This is a genomic window from Cellulosimicrobium sp. E-16 (assembly GCF_049913115.1).
GTDB lineage: Bacteria > Actinomycetota > Actinomycetes > Actinomycetales > Cellulomonadaceae > Cellulosimicrobium.
In genome coordinates, this window is sequence record NZ_CP183974.1 from 3,777,553 (window position 1) to 3,802,538 (window position 24,986).

General features: G+C 73.3%; 24 protein-coding genes. 9 read left to right on the plus strand and 15 right to left on the minus strand.

Annotated elements, in window-relative coordinates; translation table 11 throughout:
• Window positions 1-159 precede the first annotated feature (159 nt).
• The 3 genes from ACN9MS_RS16545 (at window position 160) to ACN9MS_RS16555 (ending at window position 4,592) form a co-directional block, all read left to right on the plus strand.
• On the plus strand, window positions 160-1,287 hold the full coding sequence (locus tag ACN9MS_RS16545) for an ABC transporter ATP-binding protein (RefSeq protein WP_426309540.1): 1,128 nt from the start codon (window positions 160-162) through the stop codon (window positions 1,285-1,287).
• Between the two features lie 177 nt (window positions 1,288-1,464).
• Window positions 1,465-3,177, plus strand: coding sequence for a discoidin domain-containing protein (locus tag ACN9MS_RS16550; protein WP_426309541.1), 1,713 nt, complete (start codon window positions 1,465-1,467; stop codon window positions 3,175-3,177).
• 155 nt (window positions 3,178-3,332) lie between these two features.
• Complete coding sequence (locus tag ACN9MS_RS16555) at window positions 3,333-4,592, plus strand: DUF4032 domain-containing protein (RefSeq protein WP_378233802.1); 1,260 nt, start codon at window positions 3,333-3,335, stop codon at window positions 4,590-4,592.
• A gap of 69 nt (window positions 4,593-4,661) precedes the next feature.
• On the opposite strand, the gene rlmB is transcribed toward ACN9MS_RS16555, so the two are convergent.
• The 3 genes from rlmB to ACN9MS_RS16570 all read right to left on the minus strand — a co-directional run bounded on the left by rlmB (window position 4,662) and on the right by ACN9MS_RS16570 (window position 8,672).
• A complete protein-coding gene (gene rlmB / locus ACN9MS_RS16560) occupies window positions 4,662-5,675 on the minus strand; it encodes a 23S rRNA (guanosine(2251)-2'-O)-methyltransferase RlmB (RefSeq protein ID WP_426309542.1) in 1,014 nt (337 codons plus the stop codon).
• A 207-nt stretch (window positions 5,676-5,882) separates the two neighbouring features.
• Window positions 5,883-7,313, minus strand: coding sequence for a cysteine--tRNA ligase (gene cysS, locus ACN9MS_RS16565; RefSeq protein WP_426309543.1), 1,431 nt, complete (start codon window positions 7,311-7,313; stop codon window positions 5,883-5,885).
• Window positions 7,314-7,403: 90 nt separating this feature from the next.
• Entirely contained in the window at window positions 7,404-8,672 is a 1,269-nt protein-coding gene (locus ACN9MS_RS16570; RefSeq protein ID WP_426309544.1) for an alanine racemase, read from the minus strand.
• Window positions 8,673-8,716: 44 nt separating this feature from the next.
• Here ACN9MS_RS16570 and ACN9MS_RS16575 point away from each other — a divergent pair, with 44 nt between their 5' ends.
• Window positions 8,717-10,138: a D-arabinono-1,4-lactone oxidase gene (locus ACN9MS_RS16575; RefSeq protein WP_426309545.1), complete on the plus strand. Its 1,422-nt coding sequence runs from the start codon at window positions 8,717-8,719 to the stop codon at window positions 10,136-10,138.
• Between the two features lie 31 nt (window positions 10,139-10,169).
• Here ACN9MS_RS16575 and ACN9MS_RS16580 read toward each other — a convergent pair whose 3' ends face one another.
• The gene (locus ACN9MS_RS16580; protein WP_426309546.1) at window positions 10,170-10,808 is read right to left on the minus strand and encodes a TetR/AcrR family transcriptional regulator; all 639 of its coding nucleotides are present in this window, start codon (window positions 10,806-10,808) and stop codon (window positions 10,170-10,172) included.
• Window positions 10,809-10,975: 167 nt separating this feature from the next.
• On the opposite strand from ACN9MS_RS16580, the gene ACN9MS_RS16585 reads away from it, so the two are divergent.
• Complete coding sequence (locus ACN9MS_RS16585; RefSeq protein ID WP_426309547.1) at window positions 10,976-11,545, plus strand: LpqN/LpqT family lipoprotein; 570 nt, start codon at window positions 10,976-10,978, stop codon at window positions 11,543-11,545.
• Between the two features lie 2 nt (window positions 11,546-11,547).
• Here the strand turns inward: ACN9MS_RS16585 and ispF are convergent, their stop codons facing one another.
• The 3 genes from ispF to ACN9MS_RS16600 form a co-directional block, all read right to left on the minus strand.
• Window positions 11,548-12,096 carry a 2-C-methyl-D-erythritol 2,4-cyclodiphosphate synthase gene (ispF, locus tag ACN9MS_RS16590; RefSeq protein WP_426309548.1) on the minus strand — a complete coding sequence of 183 codons (549 nt, stop codon included), beginning with the start codon at window positions 12,094-12,096 and terminating at the stop codon, window positions 11,548-11,550.
• Window positions 12,093-12,872, minus strand: coding sequence for a 2-C-methyl-D-erythritol 4-phosphate cytidylyltransferase (ispD, locus tag ACN9MS_RS16595; RefSeq protein WP_426309549.1), 780 nt, complete (start codon window positions 12,870-12,872; stop codon window positions 12,093-12,095). The genes ispF and ispD overlap by 4 nt, the downstream gene beginning before the upstream one ends.
• Window positions 12,873-12,968: 96 nt before the next feature.
• Window positions 12,969-13,451: a CarD family transcriptional regulator gene (locus ACN9MS_RS16600; RefSeq protein WP_024841917.1), complete on the minus strand. Its 483-nt coding sequence runs from the start codon at window positions 13,449-13,451 to the stop codon at window positions 12,969-12,971.
• Window positions 13,452-13,764: 313 nt separating this feature from the next.
• Here ACN9MS_RS16600 and ACN9MS_RS16605 point away from each other — a divergent pair, with 313 nt between their 5' ends.
• Both ACN9MS_RS16605 and ACN9MS_RS16610 read left to right on the plus strand, forming a co-directional pair.
• On the plus strand, window positions 13,765-14,271 hold the full coding sequence (locus ACN9MS_RS16605) for a hypothetical protein (RefSeq protein WP_426309550.1): 507 nt from the start codon (window positions 13,765-13,767) through the stop codon (window positions 14,269-14,271).
• Between the two features lie 73 nt (window positions 14,272-14,344).
• The gene (locus ACN9MS_RS16610; protein ID WP_426309551.1) at window positions 14,345-14,923 is read left to right on the plus strand and encodes a septum formation family protein; all 579 of its coding nucleotides are present in this window, start codon (window positions 14,345-14,347) and stop codon (window positions 14,921-14,923) included.
• 91 nt (window positions 14,924-15,014) lie between these two features.
• Here the strand turns inward: ACN9MS_RS16610 and pstB are convergent, their stop codons facing one another.
• From pstB to ACN9MS_RS16640, 6 genes are all read right to left on the minus strand, one after another.
• Window positions 15,015-15,794, minus strand: a complete 780-nt coding sequence (gene pstB, locus ACN9MS_RS16615; protein ID WP_087469843.1) for a phosphate ABC transporter ATP-binding protein PstB — start codon at window positions 15,792-15,794, stop codon at window positions 15,015-15,017.
• 15 nt (window positions 15,795-15,809) lie between these two features.
• Window positions 15,810-16,793 carry a phosphate ABC transporter permease PstA gene (gene pstA / locus ACN9MS_RS16620; RefSeq protein WP_047233891.1) on the minus strand — a complete coding sequence of 328 codons (984 nt, stop codon included), beginning with the start codon at window positions 16,791-16,793 and terminating at the stop codon, window positions 15,810-15,812.
• A complete protein-coding gene (pstC, locus tag ACN9MS_RS16625) occupies window positions 16,793-17,815 on the minus strand; it encodes a phosphate ABC transporter permease subunit PstC (RefSeq protein WP_378233788.1) in 1,023 nt (340 codons plus the stop codon). Before pstC ends, pstA begins: the two co-directional genes overlap by 1 nt.
• A gap of 110 nt (window positions 17,816-17,925) precedes the next feature.
• A complete protein-coding gene (gene pstS / locus ACN9MS_RS16630) occupies window positions 17,926-19,065 on the minus strand; it encodes a phosphate ABC transporter substrate-binding protein PstS (RefSeq protein ID WP_231581894.1) in 1,140 nt (379 codons plus the stop codon).
• Window positions 19,066-19,314: 249 nt separating this feature from the next.
• Window positions 19,315-20,019: a response regulator transcription factor gene (locus ACN9MS_RS16635; protein WP_087469847.1), complete on the minus strand. Its 705-nt coding sequence runs from the start codon at window positions 20,017-20,019 to the stop codon at window positions 19,315-19,317.
• On the minus strand, window positions 20,016-21,314 hold the full coding sequence (locus ACN9MS_RS16640; RefSeq protein ID WP_426309552.1) for a sensor histidine kinase: 1,299 nt from the start codon (window positions 21,312-21,314) through the stop codon (window positions 20,016-20,018). The genes ACN9MS_RS16635 and ACN9MS_RS16640 overlap by 4 nt, the downstream gene beginning before the upstream one ends.
• A gap of 219 nt (window positions 21,315-21,533) precedes the next feature.
• On the opposite strand from ACN9MS_RS16640, the gene phoU reads away from it, so the two are divergent.
• Complete coding sequence (phoU, locus tag ACN9MS_RS16645) at window positions 21,534-22,217, plus strand: phosphate signaling complex protein PhoU (RefSeq protein ID WP_053370239.1); 684 nt, start codon at window positions 21,534-21,536, stop codon at window positions 22,215-22,217.
• 161 nt (window positions 22,218-22,378) lie between these two features.
• Here the strand turns inward: phoU and ACN9MS_RS16650 are convergent, their stop codons facing one another.
• Entirely contained in the window at window positions 22,379-23,116 is a 738-nt protein-coding gene (locus ACN9MS_RS16650; protein WP_264031612.1) for a phosphoglyceromutase, read from the minus strand.
• A gap of 124 nt (window positions 23,117-23,240) precedes the next feature.
• Here ACN9MS_RS16650 and ACN9MS_RS16655 point away from each other — a divergent pair, with 124 nt between their 5' ends.
• On the plus strand, window positions 23,241-23,687 hold the full coding sequence (locus ACN9MS_RS16655; RefSeq protein ID WP_426309553.1) for a nitroreductase family deazaflavin-dependent oxidoreductase: 447 nt from the start codon (window positions 23,241-23,243) through the stop codon (window positions 23,685-23,687).
• 23 nt (window positions 23,688-23,710) lie between these two features.
• Here ACN9MS_RS16655 and mshA read toward each other — a convergent pair whose 3' ends face one another.
• A complete protein-coding gene (gene mshA / locus ACN9MS_RS16660; RefSeq protein ID WP_426311916.1) occupies window positions 23,711-24,970 on the minus strand; it encodes a D-inositol-3-phosphate glycosyltransferase in 1,260 nt (419 codons plus the stop codon).
• Window positions 24,971-24,986: the final 16 nt, after the last annotated feature.

Genomic DNA, 24,986 nt, shown 5'->3' on the forward strand with positions numbered 1-24,986 from the left:
GATGACGTCGGGTCCCCTGCTCGCACCAGAGGGGGTCCGACTTCTTCTGTGTCGTCGAAGACACGCTCGTCCGCCATCGCGAACAGCTACGTCGACGTGGCACGTCACTGCACAACGGATCGTCCGGCACGTACCTGCCGGTGGAGGGATGTACCAGTCATGGCTACGGTCACCTACGACCACGCAAGCCGGATCTACCCCGGGACCGAGCGCCCCGCCGTGGACCAGCTCAACCTGCACATCGAGGACGGCGAGTTCCTCGTCCTCGTCGGCCCCTCGGGCTGCGGCAAGTCGACCTCGCTCCGCATGCTCGCGGGCCTCGAGGACGTCAACGGCGGACACATCTACATCGGCGACCGCGACGTCACGGACGTCCAGCCGAAGGACCGCGACATCGCGATGGTCTTCCAGAACTACGCGCTGTACCCGCACATGTCCGTCGCGGACAACATGGGCTTCGCGCTGAAGATCGCCGGCACGCCGAAGGCGGATATCCGCCAGCGCGTCGAGGAGGCCGCGAAGATCCTCGACCTCACCGAGTACCTCGACCGCAAGCCGAAGGCGCTCTCCGGTGGTCAGCGTCAGCGTGTCGCCATGGGCCGCGCGATCGTCCGCCAGCCGCAGGTGTTCCTCATGGACGAGCCCCTGTCGAACCTCGACGCCAAGCTCCGCGTCCAGACCCGTACGCAGATCGCGTCGCTCCAGCGCCGCCTCGGCGTCACGACGGTCTACGTCACGCACGACCAGACCGAGGCCCTCACCATGGGCGACCGCATCGCGGTCCTCAAGGACGGCCTGCTCCAGCAGGTCGGCACGCCGCGCGACATGTACGACACCCCGCAGAACGTCTTCGTCGCCGGCTTCATCGGCTCGCCGGCCATGAACATCGGCACGTTCGTGGTCAAGAACGGCGTCGCCGAGGTGGGCCCGGCCCGCATCACGCTCGAGCGTGAGACGGCCGCGAAGATCACCGAGGCCGACAACGGCAAGGTGACGATCGGCTTCCGCCCGGAGGCCCTCGACGTCGTGTCGCAGGCCAACGAGGCCGCCTTCCCGGTCGAGGTGAACATCGTCGAGGAGCTCGGCTCCGACGCGTTCGTCTACGGCACGCTCAAGGGCGACCTGGCCGCGCAGGCCGACGTCCACTCGGGCGCCGGTGACAACCAGGTCATCGTCCGCGTCGACCCGCGCAACGTCCCGGCCAAGGGCGAGCGCATCTACGTGACGATCCGCCCGGGTCACTCGCACGTCTTCGGTGCGGCGTCGGGTCAGCGCATCAGCAGCTGACACCGCCACGCCGTACCGCCGCAGGGCGGGTCCTCCCGGTCGGGAGGACCCGCCCTTCGTCGTCTGGGGGCACGGCGCTCCGCGGGCCCCCTGCCGGTCGCGGGCAGCGAGGATCGCCCTTGACAGGGTCATGGCCGACCACAAGACTACTTTTGCACACGTGACATCAGAAGTCGCATGTTCGTCAGCCAAATCGACAACGCTGTCAATTGGAGCCTCATGCAGATCTCGCACCATTCGTCTCGCGCCCGGCGCCTCGGCGCCGCACTGACGGGCGGCGCGCTCGTCGCGGTCACGCTCGCCGCGGCCCCGGCCGTCGCGACCCCGTCCGCCGCGACCAGCCCCCCGACCACCCTCGCCGCCGCCGAGACGTGCGGCCCGGAAGACGGGCTTCCCGACTCCAAGATCTCCATCCAGCTCTACACGCACGTCGGTGAGCTCGGGGGCTCGGGGACCCCGTCCGCCGAGACGATCGACCGCGTGCTCGGGGAGGTGGCCAACGCGGGGTTCACCAACGTGGAGCCGTACAACCAGCCCTACTCGATGCCCGTCGAGGAGTACCAGGCGATCCTCGACAAGCACGGCCTCGCGGTGTCGTCCAGCCACGGCAGCACGGACTGGGGCTCGTGGCCGCAGACCGTCGCGTACGCCGTCGCGCTGGGTCAGGACTACATCGGGACCGGCGGGATGGCCGGTGGCTACGGCACCTACGCCGAGGCGGTCGCGACCGCGGCCTACGTCAACCAGCTCGGCCAGTACGCGCACGAGAACGGCGCGAACAAGATCGTGCTGCACAACCACCAGAGCGAGTTCACCACGCGGTACCCCGACCCGGCGACGGGCGAGATGGTCAGCGCCTGGGAGGTCATCGAGGAGAACACCGACCCGCGCTATGTCACGTTCCAGCTCGACGTCGGTTGGGCCGCCGACGCCGGCCTCGACGTCCCCGCGTGGATCGAGGAGCACGGGGACCGCATCGAGCTGCTGCACATCAAGGACGCCGTGAACGTCAACGCGCCGGGCGACATGCGGCAGGTCGCCCTCGGCCGGGGCGAACTGGACCTCCCGGCGATCATCGCCGCGGCCGAGCCGTACGTGCAGTACTACACCTACGAGTGGGACTGGGCGCCGTCGTTCGAGACCTCCGCGGAGTCCTACCGGTACCTCCGCTGCTTCGAGTCCGAGGACGGAGGCGGGAACGAGGGCGACGAGTCGCTCGCCCTGGGCCGCCCGGTGACGGCCTCCAGCATCGACGAGGCCGGTCACGAGCCCGAGATGGCGGTCGACGGCAACGCCGGCACCCGCTGGAGCAGCGCGTGGAACGACCCGGAGTGGATCGCGGTGGACCTCGGCGCGAGCTACGACCTCAGCCAGGTCGTGATCGACTGGGAGACCGCGTACGGGTCGGGGTACGAGATCCAGACCTCGCCGGACGGCGAGACCTGGACCACGGTGCACACCGTCAGCGACGGTGACGGCGGCTACGACGAGCTGGACGTCACGGCCACGGGCCGGTACGTGCGCCTCTACCTCACGGAACGCGCGACGCAGTGGGGCTTCTCGCTCTACGAGCTCGAGGTCTACGGCACGCCGAGCGGGCAGCTCGACCTCGACGTCACGGTGCAGGCGCGGTGCCTCGCCGGCCAGGCGTACCTCGCGGTCCGGGCGGCGAACGGCGAGAGCTCGCCGGTCGACGTGACCCTCGCGACGGCCTACGGCACCCGCGAGTTCGCCGACGTCGCCCCTGGCGCGAACGCGTACCAGTCGTTCGCGGTGCGCTCGGCCTCGGTCGCGAGCGGGTCGGTGACCGTCACGGGCACCGCGACGGTCGACGGTGAGGACGTCACCTCGAGCTTCGACGTCGAGCACGACGCGCTCGACTGCGCCTGACGGCTCCCCCGGGTGCGTGGCCCACGGGCCCCGCACCCGGGGCCGCCCGAGCACGACCCGGCGCCCGCCGGCCTCGACCGAGGTCGGCGGGCGCCGTCGTCGTGCCGAGGGACGACGACGCACCCACGTCGGCCGCCCGACGGAGACCGTGGACAATGGACCCCGTGACGGTGCACAACCTGCAGATCACCGCGTCGGCCCCCGACCCGGCTCTCCTCGACCTGCCCTGGGACATCCCGCTCGAGGAGTGGCCGGCCGAGACCCTCGCGGCGCTGCCGCGCGGTATCTCCCGGCACATCGTGCGGTTCGTCCGCCTCTCCGGGCGCGTCATCGCGATCAAGGAGATCGGCGAGACGGTCGCGTACCGCGAGTACGAGCTGCTCCGCCAGCTCCGTCGGCTCGAGGTGCCGAGCGTCGTCCCGGTGGGGGTCATCACCGGGCGCCAGGACGCGGACGGCGAGCGGCTGGAGGCGGTGCTCATCACGGAGCACCTCCAGTTCTCGCTCCCCTACCGCGCGCTGTTCAGCCAGGCGCTGCGCCCGGACACGGCGACCCGCCTCATCGACGCGCTCGCCGTGCTGCTCGTGCGCCTGCACCTCGTCGGGTTCTACTGGGGCGACGTGTCGCTGTCGAACACCCTGTTCCGGCGCGACGCCGAGACCTTCGCGGCGTTCCTCGTGGACGCGGAGACGGGCGACCTGCACCGCGAGCTCTCCCCCGGCCAGCGCTCGTACGACGTCGACCTCGCGCGCACCAACATCATCGGCGAGCTCATGGACCTCTCCGCGGGCGAGCTGCTCGACGAGGACGTGGACGAGGTCGCGATCGGCGACGCGCTCGTGGCGCGCTACGAGGAGCTGTGGGAGGCGCTGACCACGTCGGAGTCGTTCGACGCGAACGAACGGTGGCGCGTCGCGGCGCGCATCGAGCACCTCAACAACCTCGGGTTCGACGTGGACGAGCTCGCGATCACGACCGACATCGACGGCACGACGGTGCAGATCCAGCCGAAGGTCGTCGACGCGGGGCACCACTCGCGGCGCCTGCTGCGCCTCACGGGCCTCGACGTGCAGGAGAACCAGGCCCGCCGGCTGCTCAACGACCTGGACTCGTTCCGCGCGGCGGCCGAGCGCCAGAACGACGACGAGGAGTTCGTCGCGCACGACTGGCTGAGCGGCGTGTTCGAGCCCACGATCCAGGCCGTGCCCCGCAACCTGCGCCGCAAGCTCGAGCCGGCGCAGCTCTTCCACGAGATCCTGGACCACCGCTGGTTCATCTCCGAGCGCGCGGGCCGCGACGTCCCCATGGCGGAGGCGACGCAGTCGTACGTGGAGAACGTCCTGCGCCACCGGCCGGACGAGAAGGCGATCCTCGGCCTCGCGCCCGGCGAGAAGGACCCCGAGTACTACGGCTAGCACCTGGAAAGCCGTCAGCGCTCCACGCGTCTCTGGACCCGTGGAGCGCTGACAGGTGTCGAGGAGGGCTCAGGCCTCGCGGCGCAGGCGTGCGACCTCGTAGAGCGAGATGCCCGTCGCGACGGCGGCGTTGAGCGACTCGGTGTCCGACCCGATGGGGATGGACGCGACGACGTCGCACGCCTCGCGCACGAGGCGGGAGAGCCCCTTGCCCTCGGACCCGGCGACGACGACGAGCGGCTCGGTCGCGAGCTGGAGGTCGCCGATCGCGGTGTCGCCGCCGGCGTCGAGCCCGACGACGAAGCAGCCCGCCTTCTTGAGCTCGCCGAGGGCGCGGACCAGGTTGGTCGCGCGCGCGACGGGCACCCGGGCGGCGGCGCCGGCCGAGACCTTCCAGGCGGAGGCCGTGACGCCTGCCGCACGCCGCTCGGGGACGAGCACGCCGTGCGCGCCGAACGCGCCCGCCGAGCGCAGCACGGCGCCCAGGTTGCGGGGGTCCGTCACGCCGTCGAGCGCGACGATCAGCGGCGGACGACCCGTCGCCTCGGCCGCGTCGAGCAGGTCGTCGACGTCGGCGTACTCGTACGGCGGCACCTTGATCGCGACGCCCTGGTGCACGGCACCGTCGGTGAGGCGGTCGAGCTCCGGCTTGCCGACCTCGAGGAGGTCGTAGCCGCGGCCCGCGACGATGTCGACGATCTCGCGCGTGCGGTCGTCGGCGTCGAGGCGCGACGCGAGGTAGACCACCTCGACGGGGATGCGTGCCCGCAGCGCCTCGAGCACGGAGTTACGGCCCGCCACGACCTCCTGCACCGAGCCGCGGCCCTTCGGGCCGCCGCCGCGCGAGGTGCCGCCCTTGGCGGGGCCGCCCCGCGTGGCGCTCCCGCGCCCGGTCGGCGTCGTGGCGCGCTTCTCGTCCGCGACCTTGCGCTTGTGCGCCGCGTGGTAGACGCGGTCCTCGGCCTTCGGGGTCGGCCCGCGGCCCTCGAGGCCCTTGCGCCGCTGCCCGCCGGAGCCGACGGTCGCGCCCTTCTTGCTTCCGGGCTTGCGGGTCGCGCCGCGTCGTTGTGAGTTGCCAGCCATGGTGTACCGATCGTGTCGTCGTTCAGGTCAGTTCAGGTCAGTTCACGTCGGGTTCGGCGCCCGGCGTGCGTGTCGCTCCTGGACCCAGTGTCCCCCAGACACCTCACCGAGGGAGAACCGTGGTCATCGCCAGGGTTCTCCCTCGCGGTACGGGGTGCTCCCTCGCGAGACCGAGGCTCTCCCCGGCGGTGATCGGTCGGGTGGGCGTCAGGCGAGGGTCCAGCGCGCGCCGTCGGCCGAGTCCTCGACCGCGACGCCCGCCGCGGCCAGGCGGTCGCGGATCGCGTCGGCGGTCGCGAAGTCGCGTGCCGCGCGCGCCTCGGCGCGGGCCGCGAGCTCGGCGCCGACGACGGCGTCGAGCACCGCCGCGTAGCGCGAGTCCCCGCGGTCGGCCCACTGCGCGTCGCCCGGGTCGAGCCCGAGGACGTCGAGCATGGCCCGCACCGCGACGAGGTGGTGCCGCGCGACGGCGTCGGCGGCGGTCGTGCGGTCCGCGAGCGCCGCGTTGCCCGCGCGCAGGTGCTCGTGCACGACGGCGAGCGCCGCCGGGACGTTGAGGTCGTCGTCCATCGCCGCGGTGAACGCCGTCGGCAGCTCGGCCTCGGTCACGTCGCCGACGTCGCCCACGCGCTCGGCGGCGCGCTCGACGAACCCGGCGAGCCGCTCCCACGTGGCCTCGGCCTCGGTGACCGTCGCGGGCGTCCACTCGAGCATCGAGCGGTACTGCACGGACCCGAGGGCGTAGCGCAGCACGGCCGGACTGGTGGTCGCGAGGACCTCGCGCACGAGCAGGCCGTTGCCGAGCGACTTGCTCATCTTGGCGCCGCCCTGCGTGACCCACGCGCTGTGCAGCCAGTGCTGCGCGAACCCGTAGCCCGCGGCGCGCGACTGCGCCTGCTCGTTCTCGTGGTGCGGGAAGCGCAGGTCGAGCCCGCCGCCGTGGATGTCGAACGTGTCGCCGAGGTACCGGCGCGCCATCGCGGAGCACTCGAGGTGCCAGCCGGGTCGCCCACGGCCGAACGGCGTGGGCCAGGACGCCGTCTCCGGCTCACCCTCCTTGGGTGCCTTCCACAGCGCGAAGTCGCGCGGGTCGCGCTTGGCGGCGGCCTCCTCCGCGTCCGCGGGGACGTCGTCGGGCACGGGGTTGAGGTCCTCGAGGCGCTGGTTGGTCAGCGAGCCGTACTCGGACCAGGACCGCACGTCGAACCACACGTCGCCAGCGCCGGTCGTGTACGCGTGCCCACGCTCCACGAGGCGCTCCATGAGCTCGACCATGTCCGGCACGTGCCCGGTCGCGCGCGGCTCGTACGTGGGCGGCAGGACGCCGAGCGCGTCGTACGCGGCGGTGAACGCGCGCTCGTACGTCGCGGCCCACGCCCACCACGGCTCGCCGGCGTCGGCGGACTTCACGAGGATCTTGTCGTCGATGTCGGTGACGTTGCGGATGAGCGTCACGCGCGACCCGCCGCGCCGCAGCCAGCGCACGAGCACGTCGAACGCGACGGCGGAGCGCATGTGGCCGATGTGGGGGGCCGCCTGGACGGTCGCGCCACACAGGTAGATGCCGACCTCGCCCGGAGTCAGGGGCACGAAGTCGCGCACGTCCCGCGTGGCGGTGTCGAACAGGCGAAGAGTCACGTCCGCAAGGGTACCGGGGAGGCGCCGTCGTGACCGAAGCGGGACGCGCCCGCCCGACCGCGGGTCTCGGCGCCGCCCGGGCCGACCGCGTCAGCCGAAGCTCTTGCCCTCGCCGCGGTACGTCGGGACCACGTCGACGACCTCGTCGCCCCGCACCAGGTGCACGCGGTCGAACCGCTCCATCGCCTCGCCCGCCTTGCCGTGCCGGAACCAGACGCGGTCGCCGACGCCGAGGTCGGGGGCGCCCACGGCGCCCCGGGCCCGGTGCAGGGGCGTCTGGACCTCGCCCGCGCCCTCGCGGCCCGTGAGCGACCAGCCGGGCGTCGCGACGCGCGGCAGGCGGCTGCGCGACGCCGGGCCGGACGCGACGTACCCGCCGCCGAACGCCGTCGCCCACCCGGGAGCGGGCACGCGCACCACGTCGAGGCCGAAGAAGGCGGAGGGCCGCGGCCGGAAGGACCGGTACTCGTCGAAGAGCCCCGGGACGTACAGCCCCGAGCCGGCGGTGACCTCCGTGACGACGCCGTCCGCCGCCGACGTCTCGAGCGAGCCCGTGCCGCCCGAGTTCACGAGCTCGAGGTCGTGCCCGACGACGTCGCGCACCGCCGCGACCACCTCGCCGCGGCGCTCGCCCAGCTCGAGCACCGAGAGCCGCTTGACCGCGCGGACGGCGAGGCTCGAGTCGGGCATCCCGGCGACCTGGGCCTCGTAGAACATCAGGCCGCGCAGCGCGAGGCCGGGCGTCGAGACCACGCGGGCCGCGAGCGACGCGACGTCCGGGGGGTCGTGCAGGGGCGAGCGCCGCGTGCCGAGGTGGACCGTGACGAGCCCGAGCCCGACGCGCAGCGACGCGTCGACGTCGAGGCACACGCGCACGGGCGGCCCGTCGCCCGTGCCGGTCTCCGCGAGCGCCTGCCGCACGAGCTCGAGGTGCGCGGCGTCGTCGACCATGAGCGTGATCTCGCGCCGCCCGGCCTCGTGCCGCGCGAGCGCGGCGAGGGCCCCGCGGTCCACCGACGGGTAGCCCACCAGGACGTCGCGGACGCCCGCGTCGACGAGCCACAGCGCCTCGCGCACCGAGAACGCCATGACACCCTGGAAGCCGCGCTCCCCGGCCCGCGTCACGAGCGAGCGGACGCGCACGGACTTCGACGCGACGCGCACGGGCACCCCGCCCGCGCGTGCCAGGAGCTCGTCGGCGTTGGCGTCGAACCGGTCGAGGTCGACGACGGCGAGCGGCCCGTCGAGGTCCGCGGTCGCGCGCGTGAGCCGGGCGAGCAGCGACGGCGTCGCGCCGCGCTCGTCCGCGGCCCGGTCGGCCGTCCCCACCGTCGTCCCGGGTGCCGCGTCGCTCGTCATGGGGAGAACGTACGCCACCCGGGGAGCGTGAGACAGTACGACCTGTGAGCAGCGACGACGCCCTCTCCTGGACCAACTGGGCCCGCACGGCCTCCGCGACCCCGCGCCGTCGGGCCTCACCGCGCGACGAGGCGGAGCTGGGCGATCTCGTCGCCCGCGCCGCCGCCGACGGGACGACGGTGCGCGCCGTCGGCGCGGGCCACTCGTTCACGCCCGCGGCCGTCACCGACGGGCTCCTGCTCAACCTGGACCGCATCGGCCTCGTCGAGCGCATCACGCGCGGCACGAGCGCACCCGGTGAGGCCGACGCCGACGCGATCCTCGTGACCGTCGGGGCGGGCATCCGGCTGCACCGGCTCAACGAGGCCCTCGCGGCCGCGGGTCTCGCGATGCGCAACCTCGGCGACATCGACCGGCAGTCGATCGCCGGCGCGATCTCGACGGGCACGCACGGCACCGGAGCGGGCCTCGGCGGGCTCGCCACGCAGGTGCGCGGCGTCCGCGTCGTCGGGGCGGACGGCGAGGTGCGCGAGGCGTCGGCCACGCAGGACCGCGACCTGTTCGAGCTGAGCCGCCTGGGGCTCGGTGTCACGGGCGTCCTGTCCGCCGTCACGCTCGAGGTCGTCCCCGCGTTCCTGCTCCGCGCGCAGGAGGAGCCGTGGCCGCTGGACCGCGTGCTGGAAGGTCTCGGCACGCCGGACGACGTCGACGGGCTCGTCGGGGGCAACGACCACTTCGAGTTCTACTGGTTCCCCCACACGCGCCGGGCCCTGACCAAGCGCAACAACCGGCTCGCCCCCGACGAGGAGGCGGCGGAGCTCGAGCGCCTGCGGACCACCGGACCGGGCCCGGTCGCGCGGGCGCGCACGTGGGTCGACGAGGAGCTGCTGTCCAACGGCGCGTTCGAGCTCGTCAACCGGCTCGCGACCGCGGTCCCGCGCGTGACCCCGCGGCTCAACGCCGTCTCGGCCCGTGCGCTCGCGCCGCGGACCTACGTCGCGCCGTCGCACCAGGTCTTCGTCACGTCGCGCCGCGTCCGGTTCCGCGAGATGGAGTACGCCGTGCCGCGCGAGCGCCTGGTGGACGTCCTGTCGAGCATCGACGACTGGCTGAACCGGTCCGGCGAGCACGTGCCCTTCCCGGTCGAGGTCCGGTTCGCGGCGCCCGACGACGTCTGGCTCTCCACGGCGCACGGGCGCGAGACCGCGTACGTCGCGGTGCACCAGTACGCGCGCCTGCCGCACGAGCGGTACTTCGACGCCGTCGAGCGCATCGTCGCCGAGGTCGGCGGGCGCCCTCACTGGGGCAAGCTCCACGGGCTCGGCGCCGACCGGTTCCGCGAGCTCTACCCCCGGTTCGACGACGCGGTGGCGGTCCGGGACGCGGCGGACCCCGCCGGGGTGTTCGCGAACGCCTACACGGACCAGGTCCTCGGGCGCGCTCCGGGAGCGTCCGCGCGTGGCTGACGGCCGCACGCGCAGCCCCCGGGACGGTGGGTCAGGAGACGGGCTCCGGGCCGTGCTCACGCACGGGCGTGCCGTCGGGACGGACCATGAGGGACAGCACGTACTCGGCGAGCGCGTGGAAGCTGCGGACCGCGGTCTCGTCGTCCTGCTCGACGAGCCACGCGATCTCGATGCCGTCGATGTACCCGGCGACGATGCGCGAGAGGAAGCCCATGTCCATCGAGTAGGTGACGTTCCCGCGCTCGGCGACGTTCTCGAGGAAGCCGCGGGTCATCGCCCACGTCTGCTCCAGGTGCGTGTGCGCGACGGACCGCAGCGCGCGGCTGCGCACGCCCGCCGTCGCGAACTCGAACGTGAGGAGGCGCATGTGCCGGCGCGGGGTCAGCCCGCTCCAGAGCCCGTCGGCCGCCGCGTGCGCGAGCAGCACGACGTCGCCGTCGACGTCGAGGGCGGCGCGCACCGGCTCGGACGCGACGAGGGCGAGGCTGTTGCCCATCGCCTGGAGGAGCTCGTCCTTGTCCTCGAAGCAGTAGTGCACGACGCCGAGCGACACGCCGGCCTCGGCTGCGACGCCACGGATCGTGACGGCCTCGACGCCCTCGCGGACGGCGATGGTCATCGCCGCGTCGACGAGCTGGGCCCGGCGTTCTTCGACGGACATTCGGTTCATGTGCGATTCATCCCATGTGTCGTTCTTGGGAAAGTCAAACACATCGATGCGCTCCCAGCGATCGTAGTGTCTGCTCGTGGGCCTGGCACCCGGGACGCCGGGAGGCGAGAATGGCGAGCCGAGCCCGCTGAGCCCGTCACGCCCCCTGCCCCCGACGAAGGACGACCGTGCCCCGACCGCGCCCCACTCGCACCCTCTGGACCCTCGCGACCCTCGCGACCGCGGCGCTCGCCCTCGCGGGCTGCGGCGGCCCCGCGGACGGCGGGGCCGACGACGCGCCGGTCACGTACGACGTCCCCGAGGTCCCCGTCCGGATCACCGCTCCCCCGGGCTGGGAGCGCGTCACCCGCGACGGGGCCTTCGTGCTGCGCGCGCCGAGCGGGTCGGGGTCGGAGGACTTCCGGGCGAACGTGGTCGTGACGGGCACGCAGTCCGCGGCCACGCTCGAGCAGGCCGGAGCGAGGACCGCCACGTCCGTCGACGCGATCCCCGGCTGGATCCTGGACGCCGACGGCCAGGGCACGACCACCCTCGGCGAGCTCCCGGCCTTCCGGGTCGCAGGCACGTACGAGACGGCCGGGACGGTCGTCGTGCAGGAGATCCTGGCGGTCCGGACCGGCGACGCGCCGGACGACTGGGTCGTCGACCTCACGGCCTCGTACGCCGACGGTGACGCCGACGCCGCCGCGCAGACGCGCGCGATCCTCGAGAGCGTGCAGCTCTCCCCCACGGGCTGAGCTCACGCGGCCGGCGTCCCGACCGCGACGACGAGCGCCGTCGCGACGGCCGCGACGCCCTCCCCACGGCCCGTGAGGCCGAGCCCGTCGGTCGTCGTGGCCGTGAGCGTCACCGGGGCCCCCGCGGCGGCCCCGAGAGCCGCCTCGGCCTCCGCACGCCGGGGCCCGAGGCGGGGACGGTTGCCGATGACCTGGACGGCCACGTTCCCGATCTCGAACCCCGCCGCGCGCACCCGGCGCGCCGCCTCGGCGAGCAGTCGCGACCCGCTCGCCCCGGCCCACTCGGGCGCGCTCGTGCCGAAGTTCGACCCCAGGTCTCCGAGCCCCGTCGCCGAGAACAGCGCGTCCGCGGCGGCGTGCGCCGCGACGTCCGCGTCCGAGTGCCCGGCGAGGCCACGCTCGCCCGGCCAGAGCAGCCCGCCGAGCCACAGCTCCCGCTCCTCGCCCTCGGGGGCGAACGCGTGCACGTCGACGCCGACTCCGGTGCGCGGCAGGGGGGGCACGGCGGCGCGCGGCGGCGCGCCCTCGGGGTGCTCGGCGGGCGTCGTCATCGTTCCTCCCGGAGGGTCAGCTCGGCGACGCGCAGGTCGTGGGCGGTGGTGATCTTGGCCGCCGCGGCGTCCCCGGGCACGACGTGGACGGGGAGCCCGAGCGTCTCGACGAGGCCGGCGTCGTCGGTCGCGGCGGACCGCTCGTCGTCGGCGCGGTGGGCCGCGGCCTCGTGCGCCCGGACGAGGAGCGCCCGGTCGAACCCCTGCGGGGTCTGCACCGCGCGCAGGACCGCCCGGTCCACGGTCTCGGCCACGGGCTCCGCGCGCGACGGGTCACCCGCCCGCGCGGGCGTCACGCGCTTGATCGTGTCCGTGACCGGCAGCCCCGGCACGACCGCGGCGTGGCCTGCACGCACGGCCTCGACGACGCGACGGACCAGCGCGGGCGGCGCGAGCGGCCGCGCCGCGTCGTGGACGAGCACGACGTCGACCGCCGGCTGCGCGGGGGCCGAGGGCTCCCCGGTCCCGGCGTCGAGCCTGGCGGCGTCCAGACCCGCGCCCAGGCCCGCGGCGACGGAGGCCTGGCGCGTCCCCGCGCCCTCGACGACGCGCACGGGACGGTTCACGGCGGGATCGTCCCGGAGGACCGTCGCGACGTGCTCCCGCAGGCCGGGCGGTGCCGTGACCACGATCGTGTCGACCGCCCCGGACGCGCACAGCCGCCGCGCGGCATGCACGACCAGCGGCAGGCCGTCGAGCTCGACGAGGGCCTTGGGCACGTCGAGCCCGAGACGGGTCCCGGAGCCCGCGGCGGTGAGGACGGCAAGAGTCGGCACGGGCCACACGCTACCCGGCACGACGACGGGGAGGGCGCCGTCCGCACGGACGGCGCCCTCCCCGGTGGTCTGTCGCTCGGGCCGAGGCCCGGGACGTCAGGAAGCCAGCACCTCGTCGAGGATGGCCTCGGCCTTCTCCTCCTCGGTGTGCTCGGCCAGCGCGAGCTCCGAGACGAGGATCTGCCGGGCCTTGGAGAGCATGCGCTTCTCCCCCGCCGACAGGCCACGGTCGGCGTCCCGGCGCGACAGGTCGCGCACGACCTCCGCGACCTTGATCACGTCGCCCGACGCCAGCTTCTCGAGGTTCGCCTTGTACCGACGCGACCAGTTGGTCGGCTCCTCGGTGTAGGGTGCACGCAGCACCTCGAAAACGCGGTCGAGACCCTCCTGGCCGACGACGTCACGCACGCCGACCAGGTCGACGTTCTCGGCTGGGACTTCGATGGTCAGGTCGCCCTGCGCGACCTTGAGCTTGAGGTAGATCTTGTCCTCTCCGCGGATGGTGCGCGTCTTGATCTCCTCGATCAGTGCGGCTCCGTGGTGCGGGTAGACAACGGTCTCGCCTACTGTGAACGTCATCTGCAGATGTCCCCTTTCGCGGTGGTCCACCTTACCACGCGGAAGGGCGGAAATCCGAGCCCCTGGGCCCCTTGACAAGCCGCACCGGACGGCGTTTTCCCAGGTCAGCGCCGTGTCAGCGCGCCTCACGAACCTCGCGGGGAGGGCCACAGGGCCTCGCGGACGGCCGGCGGGCGCTCCCGACGCCCGTTCGACGCCGCGTGACACCGCTCACGCCCGCGCCCCGCAGCGCCGGTTGCGGCCGCCCCGCCCCGCCCGACGCACTAGGCTGGGCGCGGAATCCAGTCCCCCCTCTCGCAGCCCTGGAGTGCACGTGACCCGCATCCCGACCCCCCGAGCAGCGACCCGTGCGGCGTCCCGAGCGACCGGCCGCGCGCGCTACTGGGCAGTCCCCCTCGTGGTCGCGAGCGTGGCCGTCGCCGCCGCCTGCTCCCCCATCGAGACGAACCGCCCCTACTCGCCGTCGGACGGCCTGCGCGTCAACCTCACCGACGACCTGCGTGGGCTCAACCTCCTCGTCGTGAGCGCGGCCGAGGGCGACGCCGGTGCGCTCGTCGGAGCCTTCGCGAACGACTCGACCGAGGACGTGGAGTTCGACGTGACGCCCGAGGGCGGCGACCCCGTGACCATCCCCGTCGCCGCCGGCGAGACCGTCTACCTCGGCACCGAGGACGGGTTCGACGCACAGATCGGCCGTGTCGACGCGGCGCCGGGCGGCGTGCTGCCCGTGACGGTCAGCGTGACCTCGGGCGAGGAGCAGAGCATGTCGCTGCCCGTCCTCGACGGCACGCTCGAGGAGTACGCGCACCTGCTGCCGTGACGCCGGGGTCCGGGCCGGTGACACGGCTCGGAAATGCGCTCGGGCCGTGTCACCGGTCAGCGTTAGCCTTCGCATGCCTGCCCCGACCGCCGTGGTCCGGGGCACCGTCCCCGAAGGAACCCAGGTGACCCTGTCCCGTACCACCCGTCGGCCGCTCCTCCTCGTCGTGAGCGCCGTCGCCCTCGCCCTGACCGCGTCAGGCTGCGGCGCGATCCTCGACGAGATCACCGGTCCGTCCGAGGCCCAGCGCGACGAGCCCGGTGGCGAGGTGACCGAGGCGTCGGACGCCGACGTCTTCTCGGTCCAGGTGGGCGACTGCATCGTGTCCTCCCGGCTCGACGACGCGGCCGAGATCGAGTCGGTCCCCGTCGTCCCGTGCGCCGAGCCGCACGACCTCGAGATCTACGCCGAGACCGAGCTTCCCGAGGGCGACTACCCCGGCGAGGAGGCCATCACGGCGAGCGCCGAGGAGTTCTGCGCCGGGGAGTTCGAGCCGTTCGTCGGCCTGGCGTACGAGGAGTCGGCGCACGAGTACTGGTACTTCACGCCCCTCGAGGACGGGTGGAACACGCAGGGCGACCGCGTCGTCCAGTGCGTCCTCGACACCAACGGTACCGACGTGACGGGGTCGCTCCAGGGCTCCGCGTCCTGACCTCGCCCCGCGCACGACGGCGCCCCTCCCCCGCGTGGGGAGGGGCGCCGTCGTCGGTTCGCCCGGCCGGCCGGGGCCGCCGGGGCTCAGGTCACCCGAAGCGGCCGGAGATGTAGTCCTCCGTGGCCTGCTGCGTGGGCGAGGAGAACATCGTCGCGGTGTCGTCCATCTCGATGAGGCGGCCGGGCTTGCCGGTGCCCGCGATGTTGAAGAACGCCGTGCGGTCGCTCACGCGCGCGGCCTGCTGCATGTTGTGCGTGACGATGACGATCGTGTACTCGTCCTTCAGCTCGGCGATGAGGTCCTCGATCGCGAGCGTGGAGATCGGGTCGAGCGCCGAGCAGGGCTCGTCCATGAGGAGCACCTGCGGCTTGACGGCGATGGCGCGCGCGATGCACAGGCGCTGCTGCTGCCCGCCGGACAGGCCCGAGCCTGGGCGGTCGAGGCGGTCCTTCACCTCGTTCCACAGGTTCGCGCCACGCAGCGAGGTCTCGACGAGCTCCTCCGCCGCGGACTTCGAGATCCGCTTGTTGTTGAGCTTCACCCCGGCGAGGACGTTCTCCTTGATGGACATCGTCGGGAAGGGGTTGGGCCGCTGGAAGACCATGCCGACCTGACGACGGACGGCGACCGGGTCGACGTCGTCCCCGTAGAGGTCGACGCCCTCCATCGCGACCGTCCCCTCGACGCGCGCGCCGGGGATGACCTCGTGCATGCGGTTGAGGGTCCGCAGGAACGTCGACTTGCCGCAGCCGGACGGGCCGATGAAGGCCGTCACGGACTTGGGGTCGATCGTCATGCCGACGTCCTGCACGGCGAGGAAGTCGCCGTAGTAGATGTTGAGGTCCTTGACGTCGATGCGCTGTGCCATCGGAGCTGTCCTGTTCTAGCGGAGGGTCTTGGGGGCGAACCAGCGGGTGACGAGTCGCCCGACGAGGTTGAGCAGCATGACGATGAGGATCAGCGTCAGGGCGGCCGCCCAGGCCCGGTCGTAGTTGATGTCGGGGATGCACACGACGTCGGTGACGTTGCTGCAGGGCACCAGGCCCTGGCTGTACTGCCGGTACACGTACACGGGCAGCGTCATCATGCGGCCCTCGAAGAGGTTGCCGTTGATGGAGTCGACGACGCCGACGGTGATGAGGAGCGGCGCGGTCTCGCCGATGACGCGTGCCACGGCGAGCATGACGCCCGTGGTGATGCCCGCGATCGACGTGCGCAGCACGACCCGCACCACGGTGAGCCACTTGGGCACGCCGAGCGCGTAGGCCGCCTCGCGCAGCTCGTTGGGCACGAGGCGGAGCATCTCCTCGCACGAGCGGACGACGACGGGGATCATGAGGACGGACAGCGCGACCGAGCCGACGATGCCCATGCGCACCCCCGGCCCGAAGATCACCGCGAAGAGCGCGTAGGCGAAGAGGCCGGCGACGATGGACGGGATGCCCGTCATGACGTCGACGAAGAACGTCACCGCGCGCGCCAGGGGGCCGCGCCCGTACTCGACGAGGTAGATCGCGGCGAGCAGGCCGATCGGTACCGAGATCACCGCGGCGCCCAGCGTGATGAGCAGCGTGCCGAGGATCGCGTGGTAGATGCCGCCCGCGTCCATGCCGCCGAACACGCCGCGCATGGAGTGCGTGAGGAAGTAGACGTCGAACCGCTCCATGCCGTGCACGACGACGGTCCACGCGACCGACACGAGCGGCACCATCGCGAGGGCGAACGCGCTCCACATGAGGACCGTCATCGTGCGGTCCTTGCGGCGGCGGCGGGCGTCCGCGCCGCGCAGGAGCGCGCGGACGGACGCGGTGCGCTCCGGGTCCGGGGCGGAGGCCCCGCGCGCGGGGCTGGTGCTGAGGGCGCTCATCAGTTGGCTCCCGAGAAGTCCTTGCGCCGCGCGACGATCGCGCGGGCGCCCATGTTGACGAGCAGGGTGATGAGGAACAGCGCGAGGCCGGTCGCGATGAGCGCGCTCACCCCGAGCGGGTTGGCCTCGGGGAAGTCGGCCGCGATGTTCGCGGCGATCGTCTGCTGCTGCCCGGCCTGCAGGATCTTGAACGAGTAGAGGAGCCCGGGCGAGAGGATCATCAGCACGGCCATCGTCTCGCCGAGCGCGCGACCGAGGCCGAGCATCGCGGCCGAGATGACGCCCGAGCGGCCGAACGGGATGACCGCCGTGCGGATCATCTCCCAACGCGTCGCGCCGAGCGCGAGCGCCGCCTCCTCGTGGAGCTTCGGTGTCTGGAGGAACACCTCGCGGCTCACGGCGGTGATGATCGGCAGGATCATCACCGCGAGCACGAGCGCGACGGTGAGCAGGACGCGGCCGGTCGGCGAGGCCGGGCCGGCGAAGAGCGGGAACCAGCCGAACGTGTCGGCGAGCCACGACCACACCGGGACGACGATCGGCGGAAGCACGAGCGAGCCCCACAGTCCGTAGACGACGCTGGGGATCGCCGCGAGCAGGTCGACGACGTACCCGAGGGTCGACGCGAGCCGGCGCGGCGCGTAGTGCGAGATGAAGAGCGCGATCCCCATGGCGACCGGCGTCGCGAGCAGGAGCGAGAGCGCGGCCGCGAGGAGCGTGCCGAAGATCAGCGGCCCCACGAAGGACACGAGCGACGCGCCCTCCGGGAACCAGGACACCTCCTCGGACAGCACGTCCCCACCCGCGGTGAGCGCGGGCCACGCGCGGATCACGAGGAAGATCGCGACCGCTGCGAGGACGGCGAGGATGAGCCCCCCGGCGCCGGTCGCCGTCCAGCGGAACGCACGGTTCACGCCGCGGTCGGTGTTCCGCGCACGACGGCGCGGGGCGCCCGGGCGCGACGCGCCGGACGGGCCGCCCGGCGCGGGGCCCGGCGTCGTGGGTGGGGCTGTGGTGGTCACTCGTGCTCCCGGTGCATGCGGTCCTGCTGCGTGAGGTCTGGGTCGCGGACGATGTCGCGGATCAGGGGCGGCGGGGCCCGCAGGCCCCGCCGCCCCCTGGTCCGAGGTCGTCAGCCGGCGGCGCCGACCGTGATGGACTCGATCGCCGCGTGGACGTCCGTGCGCAGGTCCTCCGAGATCGGCGCGTTGCCCGCGGCCGACGCGGAGGCCGACTGGCCCTCCTCGCTCGAGATGTAGGTGAGGAACGCCTTGACGAGGTTGCCCGCCGCCTCGTCCTCGTAGCTGGTGCACGCGATCGCGTAGGAGACGAGCACCAGCGGGTAGGCACCGGCCTCGGTCGTCGTGCGGTCCAGCTCGACCGCGATGTCGTGCTCGGCACGGCCCTCGACGCGCGGCGACGCGTCGACGACCTTCGCGGCGGCCTCGGGCGAGTACGAGACCCACTCCTCGCCGACCTTGATGCTCGCGGTGCCGAGGTCGCCGGCCTTCGACGCGTCGGCGTAGCCGATCGTGCCCTCGCCGCCCTGGACCGTCTGCACGACGCCGGAGGTGCCCTGCGCGGACTCCCCGCCCTGCGTCGGCCAGTCGCCGCTCGGCTCGTGGCCCCACGCGTCGCCCGCCGTCGCGGCGAGGTACTCGGTGAAGTTCTCGGTCGTGCCCGACTCGTCGGAGCGGTGGACCGGCGTGATCGCGAGGTCCGGGAGCGTCGCGTCGGGGTTGTCCGCGGCGATCTCCGGCGCGTTCCACTGCGTGATGGTGCCGTTGAAGATGCCCGCGATCGTGGCCGGCGCGAGGTTGAGCTCCGCGACGTCCGGCAGGTTGTAGATGATGGCGATCGGGCTGACGTAGACCGGGAGGTCGATCGCACCGTCGGGGCCGCACACGGCCTGCGACTGCGTGATCTCCTCCTCCTTGAGCACCGCGTCCGAGCCGGCGAACGCGACGCCGCCCTCGAGGAACTGGGTGCGACCGCCACCGGAGCCGACCGGGTCGTAGTTCACGGTGACGTCGGGGTTCGCGCTCTGGAACCCGGCGCGCCACGCCTCCATGGCGGACTCCTGCGAGCTCGCGCCCGCACCGTTGAGCTCACCGCTGAGGTCGCTCGCGGTCTCGGAGGAGCCCTCGGAGGAACCGTCGGTGGCGCCGTCGGCGCTGCCGACGGGGTCGTCCGACCCGCAGGCGGCGAGGGTCAGCGCGAGCGCACCGATCGCGACGGCGGATCCAGCACGGGAGAATCGGCTGAGCTTCACTCTTCGTTCCATCCTGTTCAAGCGTCTCGTGGCACCAGCGAGCGCCGGTGACGAGCCCGACGCTAGGAGCGCCGGGTGACGCGTTCCCCGAGAGCGGGTGAACGAGGGATGAACAGTGCACAGACCTTCCGTGCCACGCTCTCGGCCCGGGTCACGTGGGGCCGGGCCGGCGCTCCGCGCCGCACGACGACGGCCCCGGCGCGTCCGTGAGGGACGCGCCGGGGCCGTTCGTGCGCTGCGCCGGAGCGGTCAGGCCTGGCCGACGCCGTCCGCGATCTTGTAGCCGAGCCCTCGGACCGTGAGGAGATAGCGGGGGCTCGCGGGCTCGGGCTCGATCTTCGACCGGATGCGCTTCACGTGGACGTCGAGCGTCTTCGTGTCGCCCACGTAGTCGGTGCCCCAGACCCGGTCGATGAGCTGCCCACGCGTGAGCACGCGCCCCGCGTTGCGCAGCAGCAGCTCCAGGAGCTCGAACTCCTTGAGGGGGAACGGCACGACCTGGCCGTCGACGCTCACGGTGTGCCGCTCGACGTCCATGCGGACCGGGCCGACCTCGAGCGCGCTCTCCGCGACGACCTCGCCCCCGTTCTCGCCGCCCTTGCGGCGCAGCACGGCGCGCACGCGCGCGAGCAGCTCGCGGAACGAGTACGGCTTCGTCACGTAGTCGTCGGCACCCAGCTCGAGGCCCACGACCTTGTCGATCTCCGAGTCCTTCGCCGTGAGCATGATGACCGGCACGTCGCCGCGCTGCCGCAGCTCGCGGCACACCTCGGTGCCGCTGAGCCCGGGGAGCATGAGGTCGAGCAGGACCAGGTCCGCCCCGTCCGCGTCGAACCGCTCCAGCGCCTCGGTGCCCGTCGCCGCCTCGACGACGTCGAAGCCCTCGCGTCGCAGCTGGTACGTCAACGGGTCGCGGTACGACTCCTCGTCCTCCACCACCAGGATGCGCGTCACGCGCCTACCTCCTTGTTCTGAACGTCGTCGGGTGCAGGGGCCTCCACGGCCCGCCGCACGTCGTGCTGCACGGGCGCGGGGACCGCCCCGGCCGTGGAATCGTCCTGCGCCGCGCCCTGGGTCGTGCCCGACGGCGCGACGTGCGCCTGCCCGGCCGGCACGTCCGCCGCGGGGATCCGGAGCGTGAAGGTCGAGCCGCGCCCGGGCTCGGACCACATGGTGACCTCGCCACCGTGGTCGGCCGCGACGTGCTTGACGATGCTGAGGCCGAGGCCTGTCCCGCCGGTGTCGCGCGAGCGCGCGGGGTCCACCCGGTAGAACCGCTCGAACACGCGGGCCTGCTCGTCGGCCGAGATACCGATGCCCTGGTCCACGACGGCGATCTCGACCAGGTCGGCCGCGAGCGAGACGCCGACGCCGACGCGCGTGTTCTCGCCCGAGTAGGCGACCGCGTTGTCGAGCAGGTTGCGCACAGCGGTCACGAGCAGGTTGTGGTCCCCGTACACGGCGGCGTCGAGCTCTCCCCCGGTCGTGAGCGTGATGCCCTTGCCCTGCGCGGTCGTGCGCGCGCGGTCCACCGCCTCCTCGATCACGCCCCGCACCGGCACCACCGTGACCTCCTGGAGCGCCCCCGCGACCTGGAGCCGCGAGAGCTCGATGATCTCCTGCACGAGCGCGGAGAGGCGCGTCGCCTCCGACTGCATGCGCGCGGAGAACCGCCGCACCGCCACCGGGTCGTCGGCAGCGTCCTGCACGGTCTCGGCGAGCAGCGCGAGCGCCCCGACCGGCGTCTTCAGCTCGTGGGACACGTTCACGACGAAGTCGCGGCGGATCGCCTCGACGCGCCGCGCCTCCGTACGGTCCTCCGCGAGGACGAGCATGTGCTGCGGGCCCACCTGGGCGACGCGGACCTGGAGCATGACCGTGCCCCGGCCGACCGGACCGCGCGGGAGCTCGAGCTCCTCGTCGCGGATCACGCCGTCCCGGCGCACGTCGTCGATCATGTCCCGGATCGCCGCGTGCGCGATCGCGTCGCCCCGCACCACGCCCAGCGCGTACGCCGGCGGGCTGGCCCGCACCACCTCGCCCTCCTCGTCCAGGACCACGGCGGCGGACCGCAGCACGGCCAGGACCCGGACGAGACCCTCGTCGAGCTCCGGCGCCGGCTCCGACCGCGCAGCACGCTGCTGGCGCTCGCTCACGCGGAACGCGATGGCCGCGATCACGCCGACCACGACGCCCACGACACCGGCGAGGAGCACGGTCGCGCCCTCGATCAGACTCTCGGCTTGCACACGACCAGCGTACGGTCGCACGCGGACCCCACCGTCCGAACAGGCGCTCGCACGGGCGCGAGCCGCCAAGAGTTCACCTGGCGGCGCCCTGAAGTTCACCGCCCGGTCGACCGCGCCTGCGAGCGTGACAGGAGCCGACGGCGTGCCCGGGCGCCGCCCGGCGCGCAGGGGTGCACGCCGTCACGGACCGGACCGACCGGTCACGACGAGAGGGAAGCGATGCGGGAGATCTTCGAGGCCGAGCTGAAGCAGGTCGGCGACGACCTGGCCGAGATGAGCCGGCTGGTGGAGTCCGCTGTGAACCGCGCCGGGCAGGCGCTCCTCACGGCGGACCTGCAGCTCGCGCAGTCGGTCATCGGCGACGATCACACGATCGACGCCCTCGAGCGCGAGCTCGACGAGCGCTGCGTGCTCCTCCTCGCGCAGCAGCAGCCCGTCGCCACCGACCTGCGGGTCGTGGTCAGCGCGCTGCGCATGAGCGCCACCCTGGAGCGCATGGGCGACCTCGCCCGGCACATCGCCCAGGTCGCGCGCGGCCGCTACCCGGCCCGGGCGATCGAGCCGTCGCTGCACCGGACGTTCGAGCAGATGCACGACGCCGCCGTGCGCGTCGCCCGCCGGACGACGACGCTCCTCACGACGCGCGACCTCACCGTCGCCGCGAACATCGAGCGCGACGACGACCTGCTCGACAAGCTCCACCAGGACACCTTCACCGCGCTGCTCGACGGCACGTGGACGGGGACCCCGCAGGAGACGGTCGACGTCACCCTCGTGGGCCGCTACTACGAGCGCTTCGGCGACCACGGCGTGTCCATCGCCAAGCGGGTGACCTACCTCGTCACCGGCGACTTCGCCGACGACCGCGGCACCCCCGCCGGCTCGGCCCGCGCGTCCGCCTGACGACAGCTCACGCGAGGTAGAGCGTCAGGTCTCGAGGTAGAACCCGCGGGCCTCTACCTGGGTGCCGTTGGTTCTACCTCGCGGTCTCGTGTCCGACGCGCAGACGACCGTGGCCCGTCCGGAGATCCGGACGGGCCACGGTCGTTCGTGCGGCTGGGCTGTCAGCGGCCCTGGTTGGCGACCGCGGCGGCGGCCTCGGCGGCGGCCTCGGGGTCGAGGTAGCGGCCGCCCTTGGTGACGGGCTTGAGGTCCTCGTCGAGCTCGTAGAGCAGCGGGATGCCGGTCGGGATGTTGAGCGCGGCGATGTCCTCGTCGGAGATGCCGTCGAGGTGCTTGACGATCGCACGCAGCGAGTTGCCGTGCGCCGCGACGAGGACGGTCTTGCCCGCCTTCAGGTCCGGGACGACCTCGCCGTCCCAGTACGGCAGGGCGCGCTCGAGCACGTCCTTGAGGCACTCGGTGCGCACGACGGGAGCGTCGGCGTAGCGCGGGTCCGCGTCCTGCGAAAACTCGGAGCCGAGCTCGATCTCGGGCGGCGGGACGTCGTACGAGCGGCGCCAGAGCATGAACTGCTCCTCGCCGAACTCCTCGAGCGTCTGCTTCTTGTTCTTGCCCTGGAGCGCGCCGTAGTGGCGCTCGTTGAGGCGCCACGACCGCTTCACGGGGATCCAGTGGCGGTCCGCGGCGTCGAGCGACAGGTTCGCCGTCGTGATGGCGCGGCGCAGGAGCGAGGTGTGCACGACGTCGGGCAGGACGCCGGCCTCGGTGAGGAGCTGACCGCCGCGCTTCGCCTCCTCGGTCCCCTTCTCCGAGAGGGCGACGTCCACCCAGCCGGTGAACAGGTTCTTGGCGTTCCATTCGCTCTCGCCGTGGCGGAGCAGCACGAGGGTGTAGGTCATGGGTTCCATCCTGCCGCACGGCCCGCCGCGCGGGCACCCGCGTCCCACGTGGTGGTGACCGTCGCCGTCGGGCGTGGGACGAAGGTCCGGGAATCGGGCGGGCGACGCGCACGTTGCCCCGGACATGCCGATCGACGGAGAGTACGCCCCCAGCCCGAGCGCCTGGTCCCGCAAGCAGGCCGAGTCCTACGAGTCGTCCGGCGGGACGCGCAGCACGACCCTGAACGGGATGCCGGTGGTCGTGCTCACGACCCTCGGGCGGCGCACCGGCAAGGTCCGCAAGACGCCGCTCATGCGGGTCGAGCACGACGGCGTGTACGCGGTCGTCGCGTCGCTGGGCGGCGCCCCTCGGCACCCCGTCTGGTACCACAACGTCGTGGCGCACCCCCTGGTCGAGCTCCAGGACGAGGCCGAGCGCCACGACTACGTCGCGCGCGAGGTCCACGGCGAGGAGCGGGCGCTCTGGTGGGAACGCGCCGTCGCGGCCTACCCGCCGTACGCGGACTACCAGACGAGGACGTCCCGCGAGATCCCCGTCCTGGTCCTGGAGCGCACCGCGCCGGACGCCTGACCCGCAGCGAGGGCCGCGCGGCGTCAGCGCGCCGCGCGGACCTTGCGTGCCTGCGCGTAGACGTCGAGCATGCGCAGCGCGGCGGTGTCCCAGCCGAACCGTTCGCCCGCGCGTCGGGCGCCGTCGCCGAGCGCGGCGAGGCGCTCGTCGTCGGCGAGCAGGTCGCCCAGCACGCGCGCCCAGGTCTCCGGGTCGTGGTCGGGCACGAGGACGCCGGAGACCTGGTCCTCGACCACCGTCCGCAGCCCGCCGACGGCGGCCGCGACGACGGGCGTGCCGCTCGCCTCCGCCTCGGCCGCGACGAGCCCGAACGACTCGTTGTGCGACGGCACGGCGACGACGTCGGCAGTCCGGTACCAGCGGGCGAGCTCGTCGCGCGGGACGGGCGGGCGCACGACGAGCCGGTCGCTCACCCCGACCTGGTAGGCGAGCGCCTCGAGCTCGCGCACCGCCGTCGGGCGCCCGCTGGGGCCGCCCAGCACGACGAGCGTCGGCACGGGCTCCCCGCGCTCGGCGAGGACGCCGAGCGCCCGGACGAGCACATCGGGGCCCTTGAGCGGCTGCACGCGCCCCGCGAAGAGCACGAGCCCGCCGTCGGTGGGCAGCCCCAGCCCGGCCCGCAGCGCCCGGCGCCGCTCCCGCCGCGCGGCGCCGTCCCCCGCCGACGCGCTGCCGGGGTCCGGGGAGAACAGGTCGAGGTCGACGCCCGGCGGCACGACGTGCACGCGCGCGGGGTCGGCGGCGTAGTCGCGCACGAGGTCGTCCGCCTCGGCGTCCGTGCTCGCGACGAGCGCGTCCGCCTCGGCGACGACCTGCTCCTCCCCGATGATCCGGCCCAGCGGCTCGGGCGCGTCGCCAGGGGCGAGCGCCGCGTTCTTCACGCGCGCGAGCGTGTGCATGGTGTGCACGAGCGGGACGTCCCAGCGGTCGGCCGCGAGCCAGCCCACCTGCCCGGAGAGCCAGTAGTGGGTGTGGACGACGTCGTACCAGCCCTCGTGGTGCCGCGCCTCCGCGCGCAGCACCCCCGCCGTGAAGGCGCAGAGCTGGCCGGGCAGGTCGTTCTTGTCGAGCCCCTCGAAGGGGCCGGCGACGACGTGCCGGACCGTCACGCCGTCGGACACCTCGACCTTGCGGGGCTGGCTCGACGCCGTGGCGCGCGTGAAGATCTCGACCTGCGTGCCGCGGCGCGCGAGCGCGTGCGCGAGCTCCGTGACGTACACGTTCATGCCGCCCGCGTCACCGGTGCCCGGCTGGTCGAGGGGCGACGTGTGCACGGAGAGCATGGCGACCCGCAGCGGG